This window comes from Xenophilus azovorans DSM 13620 (genome assembly GCF_000745855.1).
GTDB classification, from domain to species: Bacteria; Pseudomonadota; Gammaproteobacteria; order Burkholderiales; family Burkholderiaceae_C; genus Xenophilus; species Xenophilus azovorans.
On the sequence record NZ_KN050766.1, the window covers coordinates 457,892 to 470,919 of the forward strand.

The 13,028-nt window shown below is 70.9% G+C and carries 12 protein-coding genes; 10 read left to right on the top strand and 2 right to left on the bottom strand.

The features are described from left to right. Positions 1 to 7 precede the first annotated feature (7 nt). Positions 8 to 1,066, top strand: coding sequence for a DUF72 domain-containing protein (locus Q392_RS28635; RefSeq protein ID WP_038216832.1), 1,059 nt, complete (start codon positions 8 to 10; stop codon positions 1,064 to 1,066). Positions 1,067 to 1,079: 13 nt separating this feature from the next. Here the strand turns inward: Q392_RS28635 and Q392_RS28640 are convergent, their stop codons facing one another. Next, the gene (locus Q392_RS28640; RefSeq protein WP_038216836.1) at positions 1,080 to 2,414 is read right to left on the bottom strand and encodes an MFS transporter; all 1,335 of its coding nucleotides are present in this window, start codon (positions 2,412 to 2,414) and stop codon (positions 1,080 to 1,082) included. Positions 2,415 to 2,607: 193 nt separating this feature from the next. Between Q392_RS28640 and cyoA the strand changes: the two genes are divergently transcribed. From cyoA to Q392_RS28675, 7 genes are read left to right on the top strand one after another with little or no spacing between them, the layout of a single operon-like run. After that, on the top strand, positions 2,608 to 3,615 hold the full coding sequence (gene cyoA, locus Q392_RS28645; RefSeq protein WP_084217481.1) for a ubiquinol oxidase subunit II: 1,008 nt from the start codon (positions 2,608 to 2,610) through the stop codon (positions 3,613 to 3,615). Positions 3,616 to 3,661: 46 nt separating this feature from the next. Further along, entirely contained in the window at positions 3,662 to 5,665 is a 2,004-nt protein-coding gene (gene cyoB / locus Q392_RS28650; protein ID WP_038216838.1) for a cytochrome o ubiquinol oxidase subunit I, read from the top strand. Beyond that, complete coding sequence (gene cyoC / locus Q392_RS28655; protein WP_038216840.1) at positions 5,658 to 6,290, top strand: cytochrome o ubiquinol oxidase subunit III; 633 nt, start codon at positions 5,658 to 5,660, stop codon at positions 6,288 to 6,290. The genes cyoB and cyoC overlap by 8 nt, the downstream gene beginning before the upstream one ends. Position 6,291: 1 nt before the next feature. Continuing rightward, positions 6,292 to 6,702: a cytochrome o ubiquinol oxidase subunit IV gene (gene cyoD, locus Q392_RS28660; protein ID WP_038216843.1), complete on the top strand. Its 411-nt coding sequence runs from the start codon at positions 6,292 to 6,294 to the stop codon at positions 6,700 to 6,702. 2 nt (positions 6,703 to 6,704) lie between these two features. Further along, positions 6,705 to 7,463: an SURF1 family protein gene (locus tag Q392_RS28665; protein WP_425425207.1), complete on the top strand. Its 759-nt coding sequence runs from the start codon at positions 6,705 to 6,707 to the stop codon at positions 7,461 to 7,463. A 32-nt stretch (positions 7,464 to 7,495) separates the two neighbouring features. Then, a complete protein-coding gene (locus Q392_RS28670) occupies positions 7,496 to 8,827 on the top strand; it encodes an ATP-binding protein (protein WP_051954049.1) in 1,332 nt (443 codons plus the stop codon). Further along, entirely contained in the window at positions 8,820 to 9,374 is a 555-nt protein-coding gene (locus Q392_RS28675) for a response regulator transcription factor (protein WP_038217502.1), read from the top strand. The genes Q392_RS28670 and Q392_RS28675 overlap by 8 nt, the downstream gene beginning before the upstream one ends. An 18-nt stretch (positions 9,375 to 9,392) precedes the next feature. Here Q392_RS28675 and Q392_RS28680 read toward each other — a convergent pair whose 3' ends face one another. Continuing rightward, positions 9,393 to 10,160 carry a helix-turn-helix domain-containing protein gene (locus tag Q392_RS28680; RefSeq protein ID WP_084217466.1) on the bottom strand — a complete coding sequence of 256 codons (768 nt, stop codon included), beginning with the start codon at positions 10,158 to 10,160 and terminating at the stop codon, positions 9,393 to 9,395. A 215-nt stretch (positions 10,161 to 10,375) separates the two neighbouring features. Between Q392_RS28680 and Q392_RS28685 the strand changes: the two genes are divergently transcribed. Next, a complete protein-coding gene (locus tag Q392_RS28685) occupies positions 10,376 to 11,542 on the top strand; it encodes an NAD(P)/FAD-dependent oxidoreductase (protein WP_051954050.1) in 1,167 nt (388 codons plus the stop codon). Between the two features lie 34 nt (positions 11,543 to 11,576). Continuing rightward, positions 11,577 to 13,028, top strand: a complete 1,452-nt coding sequence (locus Q392_RS28690; RefSeq protein WP_038216861.1) for a M81 family metallopeptidase — start codon at positions 11,577 to 11,579, stop codon at positions 13,026 to 13,028.

Sequence of the window (13,028 nt, forward strand, 5' to 3'; positions counted from 1 at the left end):
ATTCGCCATGCAGGACGCCCTCTTCGAAGACCCCGACGACACGCCGCCCGAGCCCGCCCGCCAGCCCGCGCCGGCGCGCCGCGCTCGCGCCAGGGCGGCGGCGAAGGTGCTGCCCGCGCCGGCGGACGACGGGCTGCGCGCGCTGGCCGAGCGGCTTGCGCCGCGGCTGCACATGGGCACCTCGTCCTGGCACTTCCCCGGCTGGGCTGGCCTGGTCTGGGACGGCGAGCACGCGCAGCCCACGCTGTCGCGCCACGGCCTGGCCGCCTACGCACAGCACCCGCTGCTGCGCGGCGTGAGCCTGGACCGCGGCTTCTACCGGCCGCTGACGGCCAGCCAGTACGCCGCCTACGCGGCGCAGGTGCCGCCGGACTTCCGCTTCATCGTCAAGGCCCCCGCGCTGGTGACCGATGCGCTGGTGCGCGCCGAGGACGGACGCGGCCAGCAGCCGAACCCGGCCTTCCTCGATCCGGTGCTGGCGGTGGAGCAGTTCGTACAGCCGGCGCTGGAGGGCCTGGGTTCGCGCATCGGCGCGCTGGTGTTCCAGCTCAGCCCGCTGCCGGCACACCTGCTCGCCCGCCTGCCGGAGGTGCTGGAACGGCTGCGCACCCTGCTCGCCGCCCTGCCCCCGCTGAAGCCGCAGGCGCCGGACGGCGTGGTGGCCGTCGAGGTGCGCAACCCCGAGTTCCTCACGCCCGCCTTCGCCGAGGTGCTGCGCGGCGCCGGCGCCACCTACTGCCTGGGCCTGCATGCCAAGCTGCCGCCGATCGAGGCGCAACTGCCGCTGCTGCGCGCCCTGTGGCCCGGCCCGCTGGTGTGCCGCTGGAGCCTGCACCGGCGCCACGGCGCCTACGGCTACGAGACGGCCAAGGGCCTGTACGAGCCCTTCGACAGGCTGGTGGACCCCGATCCCGAGACCCGCGAGGTGTTGTCGAAGGTGATCGCCGGCACCGTGGGCGCGGGCTGGCCGGCCTACGTGGCGATCAACAACAAGGCGGAAGGCTCGGCGCCGCTGAGCGTGCAGGCGCTGGCGCAGGCCGTGGCGGCGCGCGCCGCCGGCGGCTGATGAAGGCCGGCCGTCAGTCCTTCGCCACCAGGGCCTTGTTCAGCCCCAGGGCGGCCAGCGTGCAGGCGGCGCCCGACAGCAGGTACAGGCTCAGGTAGCCCAGCCCGAAGTGGGCCGACAGGCCCAGCGCCACCACCGGCGCGAAGGCGGCGCCGATCAGCCAGGCGAAGTCCTGCGTGAGCGCCGCGCCGGTGTAGCGGAAGCGCGGCGTGAAGTTGGACGTCACCGCGCCGGCCGCCTGCCCGTACGACAGGCCCAGCAGCGTGCAGCCCAGCAGGATGAACACGTCCTGGCCCAGCGTGCCGCCGTTGAGCAGCGTCGGCGCAAAGCCGCTGAAGACCGCGATCATGCCGGCCAGCGTGCCCAGCGTGCGGCGGCGGCCGTAGCGGTCGGCCACCAGGCCGGAGACGACCACGCCCACGGCGATCAGGAAGCCGCCGACGATCTGCACGCCGAGGAAGCCGGTGATCGACTGCTCGGTATACAGGTGGATCCACGACAGCGGGAACACCGTCACCAGGTGGAACAGCGCATAGCTGGCCAGCGCGGCGAAGGCGCCGATGAACAGGTTGTAGCCCTGGGTGCGCACCAGCTCGCCGGCCGGCACCGGCTCGAGCTCGCTGCGCTCCAGCAGCCGCTCGTACTCGGGCGTCACCACCAGCCGCAGGCGGGCGAACAGCGCCACCACGTTGATGGCGAAGGCGACGAAGAAGGGATAGCGCCAGCCCCAGGAGAGGAAGTCGTCCTGCGACAGGCTGCCATAGAGGAAGGCGAACAGCGCGCTGGCCAGGATGAAGCCCACCGGCGCGCCGAGCTGGCCCAGCATCGCGTACCAGCCGCGGCGGTTGGGGGGCGCGCTCAGCGCGAGCAGCGAGGGCAGCCCGTCCCACGAGCCGCCCAGCGCCAGCCCCTGCCCGACGCGCAGCACCGCCAGCAGCAGCACGGCCTTGGTGCCGAGCGTCTCGTAGCCGGGCAGGAAGGCGATGCCCACCGTGCAGGTGCCGAGTAGGAACAGCGCGATGGTCAGCTTGGTGGCACGCCCCCAGCGGCGCTGGATCGCCATCGAGATCGCGGTGCCGACGGGCCGCGCGATGAAGGCGAAGGCGAAGATGGTGAAGGCGAACAGCACGCCCTCCAGCCGCTGGTGCAGCGGGAAGAACAGCTGCGGGAACACCAGCACCGAGGCGATGCCGTAGACGAAGAAGTCGAAATACTCGGAGGCGCGGCCGATCACCACCCCGACGGCGATGTCGCCCGGCGACACGCTGTGGTCGCCGTGGACCTCGTGCGGTTGTGCATCGGCGTCCGGCGCCGGCGGGAAGGAAGGCGGATAGGTGATGCTGGACATCAGGACAGGTCTCCTGCGCGCGGCCCCGCGGCACTGGACGAGGCGCAGCAAGGGGCACTATAAGGTGGCGGGCGGCGCATTGACATAGGACAAAACGTCCTATCGCCTCCGGGCCGGCCGCGCGTTAGATTCGTCCCGTTCGCAACCCGTACCAACCCGGAGCGACCGTGCCGTCGCCGCCGAGATGCCCAGCATGCGTCTACCCAATCCTCTTCGGGCCCTGCCCCTGCTCGCCGCGACCAGCCTGCTGGCCGGCTGCAACCTGGTGGTGCTCAACCCTGCCGGCGACGTGGCCGCCCAGCAGGGGCAGATGGTGGTGATCTCCACCCTGCTCATGCTGCTGATCATCGTGCCGGTGATCATCCTGATCCTGCTGTTCGCCTGGCGCTACCGCCAGGGCAGCCGGCATGCCGAGACCGACTACGCCCCCGACTGGGACCACTCGACCAAGCTGGAGCTGGTGATCTGGGCCGCGCCCCTGGTCATCATCATCGCGCTGGGCGCGCTGACCTGGATCGGCACCCATAAGCTCGACCCCTACCGCCCGCTGGACCGCATCGCCTCCGGCAAGCCGGTGCCGGAGGGCATCAAGCCGCTGGAGGTCGAGGTGGTCTCGCTGGACTGGAAGTGGCTGTTCATCCTGCCCGAGCAGGGCATCGCCACCGTCAACGAGCTGGCGGCGCCGGTGGACCGGCCGATCCGCTTCAGGCTCACCTCCAGCTCGACCATGAACGCGTTCTACGTGCCCGACCTGGCCGGCATGATCTACACGATGCCCGGCATGCAGACCGAGCTGAACGCCGTCATCAACCGGCCGGGCGTGTTCCACGGCATGTCGTCCCACTACAGCGGCACCGGCTTCTCGGGCATGACCTTCAAGTTCCACGGCCTGAGCGAGCAGGACTTCGCCCGGTGGGTGGCCCGGGCCAAGGCCGAGGGCAAGCCGCTGACGCGCGACGCCTACCGCGACCTCGCCCGCCCCAGCGAGCGCCATCCGGTCGAGCGCTTCGCCTCGGTCGATCCGAACCTGTACCAGCGCGTGCTCAACCTGTGCGTCGAGGACGGCCAGCGCTGCATGCACGAGACGATGGCCTCGGACGCGCTGCGCGGCCGCGCCCGCGTCAACGGGGCGCTGTTCGCCAAGGCCCAGGCGCAATCGATCTGCACGCCCGGCATGCCGGTCGCGCTGGCGGACAACTGAGGCACGCGCGCCGCCGCTGCCAACCTGAGTGTGAGTGACAAGAACCATGTCTGAACCTTCTTCGGCGCCGACCCACTGGCTCCTGGGCCGGCTGACCTGGGACTCGGTGCCCATGGCGCACGAGCCCATCCTGCTGTGGACCTTCGTGGCCGTCGTGCTGGGCGGCATCGCCCTGCTGGCCCTGATCACCCGCTACCGGCTCTGGGGCCCGCTGTGGCGCGACTGGTTCTGCAGCATCGACCACAAGAAGATCGGCATCATGTACATGGTGCTGGGCGTGGTGATGCTGCTGCGCGGCTTCTCCGACGCGATCATGATGCGCCTGCAGCAGGCCATGGCCTTCGGCGACAACATGGGCTACCTGCCGCCGCACCACTACGACCAGATCTTCACCGCCCACGGCGTGATCATGATCTTCTTCGTGGCCATGCCCTTCGTCACGGGCCTGATGAACTACGTGGTGCCGCTGCAGATCGGCGCGCGCGACGTGTCCTTCCCCTTCCTGAACAACTTCAGCTTCTGGATGACCACCGCCGGCGCGGTGCTGGTGATGCTGTCGCTGTTCCTCGGCGAGTTCTCCACCTCCGGCTGGCTGGCGCTGTCGAACCTGGGCAACCAGAACCCGGGCGTGGGGCTGGACTACTACATATGGTCATTGCAGATCGCGGGGGTGGGCACCACGCTCTCGGGCATCAACCTGCTGGTGACCATCATCAAGATGCGCGCGCCCGGCATGAACCTGATGAAGATGCCCATCTTCACCTGGACCGCGCTGTGCACCAACGCGCTGATCGTGGCGACCTTCCCCATCCTCACCGCCGCGCTGGCGCTGATGACGATGGACCGCTACCTGGGCACGCACTTCTTCACCAACATCGACGGCGGCAACCCGATGCTGTACGTCAACCTCATCTGGATCTGGGGCCACCCCGAGGTCTACATCCTGGTGCTGCCGGCCTTCGGCGTGTATTCGGAGGTGGTCGCCACCTTCTGCGGCAAGCGCCTGTTCGGCTACGCGTCGATGGTCTACGCCACCGTGTGCATCACCATCCTGTCGTACCTGGTGTGGCTGCACCACTTCTTCACCATGGGCTCGGGCGCCAGCGTGAACTCCTTCTTCGGGATCACGACCATGATCATCTCGATCCCGACAGGGGCGAAGATCTTCAACTGGCTGTTCACCATGTACCGCGGGCGCATCCGCTTCACGGTGCCGATGCTGTGGACGGTGGGCTTCATGATCACCTTCGTCATCGGCGGCATGACGGGCGTGCTGCTGGCCGTGCCGCCGGCCGACTTCGTGCTGCACAACAGCCTGTTCCTGGTGGCGCACTTCCACAACGTCATCATCGGCGGCGTGGTGTTCGCGGTGTTCGCCGCCATCAACTACTGGTTCCCCAAGGCCTTCGGCTTCCGGCTGGACGAGTTCTGGGGCAAGTGCTCCTTCTGGTTCTGGCTGGCGGGCTTCTGGTTCGCGTTCACGCCGCTGTACGTGCTGGGCCTGATGGGCGTGACGCGCCGCGTGAGCCACTTCGAGGACGCCTCGCTGCAGATCTGGTTCCAGATCGCCGCCTTCGGCGCCCTGCTGGTGGCGCTGGGCATCGGCTGCTTCCTGGTGCAACTGGTGGTGAGCTTCATGCGCCGCGAACAGCTGCGCGACGCCGACGGCGACCCGTGGAACGGCCGCACGCTCGAGTGGGCCACCTCCTCGCCGCCGCCGCAGTACAACTTCGCCTTCACCCCCGTCGTGCATGACGCCGACGCCTGGTGGGACATGAAGCGGCACGGCTACAAGCGCCCGCTGGGCGGCTTCCAGCCGATCCACATGCCGGCCAACACCGCCTCGGGCGTCGTCATCTCGGTGCTGTCCCTGGTCTGCGGCTTCGCGCTGATCTGGCACATGTGGCCGCTGGCGGCCGCTTCCTTCGCCGCCACCGTGCTGGCCGCCATCGTCCACACCTTCAACTACCAGCGCGACTACCACATCCCCGCGGCCGAAGTGGCGGCCACGGAGGAAGCGCGCACCCGACTGCTGGCCCGCCATGTCTGAGCTCGTCCATCCCGCCGCCGTGCAGGCCGGCGCCGCCGCGCGCGACTACCACCTCGCGCACGACCCGCATCCGGAGAGCGGCACCGCGCTGGGCTTCTGGCTCTACCTGATGAGCGACTGCCTCATCTTCGCCGCGCTGTTCGCGACCTACGGCGTGATGGGCCGCAGCTACGCGGGCGGCCCCACCGGCGGCGAGCTGTTCGACCTGAAGCTGGTGGCGATCAACACCGCCTTCCTGCTGCTGTCGTCCATCACCTTCGGCTTCGCCATGCTGCAAAAGCAGATGGGCAAGGTCGGCGGCACGCTGGGCTGGCTGGCCGTCACCCTGGTCTTCGGCCTGTGCTTCCTCGGGCTGGAGCTGTACGAGTTCCACCACCTGATCCAGGAAGGCGCGGGCCCCGGGCGCAGCGCTTTCCTGTCGGCCTTCTTCACGCTGGTCGGCACGCACGGCCTGCACGTCACCTTCGGCTCGATCTGGCTGGTGGTGCTGATGATCCAGATCGGCCGGCACGGCCTGATCCGCGAGAACAAGCGCCGCCTGATGTGCCTGTCCATGTTCTGGCACTTCCTGGACGTGGTCTGGATCGGCGTCTTCACCTTTGTCTACCTGATGGGAGTGCTGTGAGATGAGCGCGCACGACGTACCGATGCCCGCCGGCGGGCACGACCACCACCACGACGACCACGCCCAGGACGAGGGCCCGCACAGCACCTTCTCCGGCTACATGATCGGCTTCGTGCTGTCCGTCGTCCTCACCGCCATCCCCTTCTGGCTGGTGATGTCGAACGTGATCAGTGACCGCACCGTCGCCGTGCTGGTGCTCGGCGGCATGGCGGTGGTGCAGGTGCTGGTGCACATGGTCTGCTTCCTGCACATGAACGGCAAGGTCCAGGGCGGCTGGACCATGCTGTCCACTCTCTTCACCATCGTCTTCGTGGCCATCGCCGTCGCCGGCACGCTGTGGGTGATGTTCCACATGAACGTCAACATGATGCCGGGCCACGACGGGCAGGTGCACCACCTCGGCCAATCCTGACGGTGCGCGCCGCGCCGACCGGCCCTGCCGCCGCCTCCCGCGGCCGCCGTGCCGCGCTGCTGGCCGGCGTGGCGGTGGGCATCGCCGGCTTCGTGCTGCTGGGCAACTGGCAGGTGCAGCGCCTGGCCTGGAAGCGCGACCTGATCGCCCGCGTGGATGCGCGCATCCACGCCCCGCCGGTGGCGGCGCCCGGCCCCGCCGAGTGGCCCGCGATCGACCGCACGCGCCACGAATACCTGCGGGTGCAGGCCGACGGCCGCTACCTGCACGACAAGGAGGCGCTGGTGCAGGCCAGCACCGCGCTGGGCGCCGGCTACTGGGTGCTGACGCCGCTGGCGACGGCCGACGGCCACCGGATCTGGATCAACCGCGGCTTCGTGCCCACCGAGGCGCGCGATCCGGCGCGCCGCGGCCGGCCGGCACCGGAAGGCACCGTCCACGTGCAGGGCCTGCTGCGCCTGAGCGAACCCGGGGGCGCCTTCCTGCGCGACAACGACCCGGCCGCACAGCGCTGGCACTCGCGCGACGTGGCCGCCCTTTCGGCCGCCCACGGCCTGCCGGCGGGCAGCGTGGCGCCGTACTTCATCGACGCGCAGGCCGAGCCCGGCACGCCCGCCGGCACCTGGCCGGCCGCCGGCCTGACGGTGGTGCGCTTCTCCAACAGCCACCTCGTGTATGCCATCACCTGGTACGGTCTGGCCGCATTGCTGCTGGGCGCCACCGTGTACCTGCTGCGCAGCGAGCGGCGGCATGGACAATGACCGGCCGGCGCCGCCCGGCGACCGCCCCGACGATGCCACCCGCCCTCCCCGCCCCTGAGCTCGCCGCCGCGCGCACCGCCTCCGCGGCCACCGGGCTGAAGAACCTGCAGCAGCTCATCCAGTTGCGCTGGATCGCCGTCTTCGGGCAGATCGTCACCATCGAGGTCGTCCACTACGGCTTCGGCATCCCCATCCCGGTGCGCAGCATGCTGGCCGTGCTGGCCGCCCTGGTGCTGTTCAACATCGCCAGCCTGCTGCGCTGGCGCACCCGCCGCGAGGTGACCAACGCCGAACTGCTGTTCGCCCTGCTGGTGGACGTGGGCATGCTCACGGCGCAGCTCTACCTGGCCGGCGGCGCCGCCAACCCCTTCGTCTTCCTGTACCTGCTGCAGGTGATCCTCGGCGCGGTGTTGCTGCCGGCCTGGGCCACCTGGACGATGGTGGCCGTCACCAGCGCCTGCTTCGCGGGGCTGGCGCTGTTCGCGCAGCCGCTGCCGCTGCGCCCGGACCACGACCGCGGCCTGGCCAGCCCCTACGTGCTGGGCATGCTGGTGTGCTTCGCCCTCAACGCCGCACTGCTGGTCACCTTCATCGGCCGCATCGCCGCCAACCTGCGCGAACGCGACACGCGGCTGGCCGCGCTGCGCCAGCGCGCCGCGGAGGAAGAGCACATCGTGCGCATGGGCCTGCTGGCCTCCGGCGCGGCGCACGAGCTGGGCACGCCCCTTTCCACGCTGGACGTGATCCTGGGCGACTGGCAGCACCTGCCGCACTTCAGCTCCGACCCCGAACTGGCGCAGGACGTCGCCGAGATGCAGACGCAGGTGCGGCGCTGCAAGTCGATCGTCAGCGGCATCCTGCTGTCAGCCGGCGAGACGCGCGGCGAATCCTCCAGCGCCACCACCGTCTGCACCTTCCTGGACGACGTGGTGGCCGACTGGCGCCGCCGGCGGCCCGACAACCGGCTGAGCTACCTCAACCGCTTCGGACAGGACCTGCCCATGGTGTCGGACTCCGCACTCAAGCAGATGATCGGCAACGTGCTGGACAACGCCTTCGAGGCCTCGCCCGGCATGCAGGAATTCGAGGCCACGCGCACCGACGACGCGCTGCTGCTGGCGGTGCGCGACCAGGGCCCCGGCTTCGCGCCCGCCATGCTCCAGCACATCGGCAAGCCCTACCAATCGACCAAGGGCCGGCCGGGCGGCGGGCTCGGCCTGTTCCTGGTCGTCAACGTGGCGCGCACCCTGGGCGGCAGCGTGGCGGCGCGCAACCGCGCCGAGGGTGGCGCCGAGCTGCTGATCACCCTGCCGCTGACGGCGATCGTGCTGCCGGCGGATGATGCGGAGGATGCGCATGGATGAAGAAGACGCCCCCGCCCGCCGGCTGGTCCTCGTCGAGGACGACGACGCCTTCGCGCGCACCCTGGCCCGCTCCTTCGAGCGGCGCGGCTACCAGGTGCGCGTGGCCGCCAGCCTGGAGGCGATGCAGGCGGTGCTGCAGGAGGGCAGCTTCGCGCCCACCCACGCCGTGGTCGACCTCAAGCTGCAGGGCGAGGCCTCCGGCCTGGCCTGCGTGCAGGCGCTGCACGCCCACGACGAGGACATGCTCATCGTCGTGCTCACCGGCTTCGCCAGCATCGCCACCGCCGTGGAGGCCATCAAGCTCGGCGCCTGCCACTACCTCGCCAAGCCTTCCAACACCGACGACATCGAGGCCGCCTTCGGCCGCGCCGAGGGCACCACCGAGGTCGAGCTGACCAACCGCGCCAGCTCCATCAAGACGCTGGAGTGGGAGCGCATCCACCAGACCCTGGCCGAGACCGGCTTCAACATCTCCGAGACCGCGCGGCGCCTGGGCATGCACCGCCGCACGCTGGCGCGCAAGCTGGGCAAGCAGCAGGTGAAGTGAGGCGCGGGCGGGCCGCCGTCAGCGTCTGGCCGGTGCGCGCTGCGTGCCGTCCGGGCGCCGGGCGGCGGCCGCCCGCTTGCGCGGCGCCGCGGCCGCGCCCGCCTCGCCGGCGCGCGCCGTGCGCATGAAGCGGCTTTCGGTCGAGGTCACCCCCACGATGCGCGCGAGCTGCCTGCTGGTGCTGACGTAGGCGTGGCCGATGCGGCTGTCGAAGTACAGCGAGTCGCCGCGCCCGAGGCGCACCACCTCGCCCGTCTCGAAATGCACCTCGATCGTGCCCGAGAGCACGTAGGCGAATTCCTCGCCCTCGTGCCGCGCGAAGTCCTCCGGGCCGGCGATGCGCCGCGCGTGCACCGTGCCGACCACCGGGCTCATGAGCTTGCCGGCGGCCGTGGTGCCGAGGAATTCGTAGGCGAAGGACAGCCCGCGGTAGACCATGCCCTCGCCGGCGCGCGTCACCACCGGCGCCTCCAGGCCGGTGGTCTTGACGCCCTCCCCGGCGAACATGGCGTTCATGTCCATCTGCAGCGCGCGGCCCAGGGCGGCGAAGTTCTCGTAGCCCAGCGCCAGCTGCCCGCGCTCGGCGCGCGAGATGGTCGGCACCGACACCCCCGACAGCGCCGACAGCTGCTGCAGCGTCCAGCCGAAGCCCTTGCGCGCCGTGCGCAGCCGGCGGCCGAAGGTCTCGCGGTCGAGCGAATGCGCTGCGTCCCCGGCGTGCCCGCTCTCGCGCGCGTCCACGGGCTTCTTCTGCGCGGTGCTTCCGCGTCCGGTTCGACTGCTCATGCGCCGGCATTCTGCCAGCGGCGCGCCGCGCGGCCGCGCAGCGCTCGCGCGGAATTTGCGTCACTGCAAATCCAACAGGCACGGATCTCGCTTGAGAGAAGGTCCGGTGTTTACCCTAGGGGGCTCTGCAAAATTTGCATATGCGCAAATTCCTCTCTTAGACTCTGCGCGCTGCCCATGCCGGGCCGCACCGCCTTCGCTCCACCGCCCGAAACGTGACCACGACGCCCGCCTCCTCCGCCGCCCTGCAAGCCGACTTCCTGGTGATCGGCGCCGGGATCGCCGGCGCCTCCGTCGCCCACTGGCTGGCCCCGCACGGCCGCACCATCGTGCTGGAGCGCGAGTCGCAGCCCGGCTACCACTCGACGGGGCGCTCCGCGGCGCTGTTCATGGAAAGCTACGGCACGCCCCAGGTGCGCGCCCTCACCCTCGCCAGCCGCGCCTTCCTGACGTCGCCGCCCCCTGGCTTCGCCGAACACCCCCTGCTCACGCCGCGCGGGGCGATGATGGTCGGTTCGCCCGAGCAGGCCGCCGAACTGGACGCGCATTGGGCGGTGCTGCATCCCATGTCGCCGCACGCGCGCCGCCTGAGCCCCGAGGAGGCGCAGGCCATGGTGCCGGTGCTGCGCCCCGAACTGCTCGGCGGCGCCGTCTACGAGCCGGATGCCGCCGACATGGACGTGCATGCCATCCACCAGGGCTACCTGCGCGGCATGCGCCGCGCAGGCGGCACGCTGGTGTGCGACGCCGAGGTCACGGGCCTGCAACGGGTCGACGGCCGCTGGCTGGTGACGGCCGGCGGGCAGCGCTACGAGGCGCCGGTGGTGCTCAACGCGGCCGGTGCCTGGTGCGACGCGATCGGCGCCCTGGCGGGCGCGGCGCCGCTGGGGCTGCAGCCCTGCCGCCGCTCGGCCTTCGTCTTCGCCGGCCCGCCGGAACTCGACAGCGCCGGCTGGCCCATGGTGCACGGCGCCGCCGAGGACTGGTACATCAAGCCCGACGCCGGCATGCTGCTGGGTTCGCCCGCCAACGCCGACCCCGTGGAGCCGCAGGACGTGCGGCCCGAGGAGCTGGACATCGCGCTGGCCATCGACCGCATCGAGACGATGACCACGCTGCAGATCCGCCGGCCGGCCCGCACCTGGGCCGGGCTGCGCTCCTTCGTCGCCGACGGCGACCTGGTGGGCGGCTTCGACGAGCAGGTGGAAGGCTTCTTCTGGATCGCCGCCCAGGGCGGCTACGGCATCCAGACCTCGGCCGCCATGGGCGAGACCTGCGCCGCGCTGGCGCGCGGGCTGCCCGTGCCGGCGCATCCCGCGTCCTTCGGCCTGACGGCCGGGATGCTGAGCCCGCGCCGCCTGCGGCAGCCGGCCGGCGCCTGACGCCCTCCTTCCTCCCGCCTCACAGGAGCCCCACGTGCGTGTCTTCAGCGCCTCCCTCGCCACCGAGACCAACACCTTCGGCCCCATGCCCACGGGCATGGCCTCGTTCCGCGACCGCGGCTACTTCCCGGCCGGCCGGCATCCCGACCACCTCACGCTGTTCTCGGGCCCGCTGTGGGCCGCGCGCCTGCGCGGCAAGGACCAGGGCTGGACGCTGCTCGAAGGCATGGTGGCGGCGGCCCAGCCCAGCGGCACGACCACGCGGCACGCCTACGAGTCGCTGCGCGACGAGCTGCTGGCCGACCTGAAGGCCGCGATGCCGGTGGACGTGGTGCTGCTGGGCCTGCACGGCGCCATGGTGGCCGACGGCTACGACGACTGCGAGGGCGACCTCCTCCAGCGCGTGCGCGCCCTGGCCGGCCCCGGTGTGGTGGTGGGCGCCGAGCTCGACCCGCACTGCCACGTCACGCCCGAGATGGTGGACAGCGCCGACGTGCTCATCACCTTCAAGGAGTACCCGCACACCGACGTGCTCGAGCGCGGTCTGGAGCTGGTGGACCTGTGCGTGGCGGCGGCGCAGAAGAAGATCCGCCCGGTGGCGGCGGTGGTCGACACCGGCCTGATCCTCACCATCCACACCTCGCGCGAGCCGGCCCGCGGCTTCGTGCAGCGCATGCAGTCGCTGGAGGGCCGCGACGGCGTGCTGTCCGTCTCGCTCGCGCACGGCTTCAGCTGGGGCGACGTGCCGGGCATGGGCACCAAGGTGCTGGTCTACGCCGACGGCGACGCCGCGAAGGCGCAGGCGCTGGCGCGCCAGCTGGCCGACGAGGTGATCGGCATGCGCGACGCGCTGACGGTGAACTACCCCGACATCGACGCGGCCCTGGACGAAGCCCTGGCCACGGCGGGCCCGGTGGTGATGGCCGACGGCGCCGACAACCCCGGCGGCGGCGCGGCGAGCGACTCCACCTTCGTGCTGCGGCGCATGCTGGAGCGCGGCATCGGCAACGCCGCCGTCGGCCCGCTGTGGGACCCGATCGCCGTGCGTATCGCCTTCGAGGCCGGCGAAGGCGCGCGCCTGCCGATGCGCATCGGCGGCAAGATCAGCCCGCTGTCGGGCCAGCCGCTGGACCTGGACTGCACCGTCAAGGCGCTGAAGACCGACATGGTCATGACCGGCCTGGCCGGCACGCCCACGGCCCTGGGCGACTGCGCCCTGGTCGAGGCCGGCGGCATCGAGATCGTGCTGATCACGCTGCGCAACCAGGCCATGGGCACCGACCTGTTCACGCAGCTCGGCTGCGACCTGGCCTCCAAGCGCCTGATCGTGGTGAAGTCCTCGCAGCACTTCTACGCCTCCTTCTCGAAGGTGGCCCGGCACGTGATCTACGTGGCCGCCCCCGGCGCCGTGACGCTGGACCTGAGCACCCTGCCCTACCGGAAGATCCAGCGCCCCAAGTGGCCGCTGGATGCCCTGCCCGCCTGA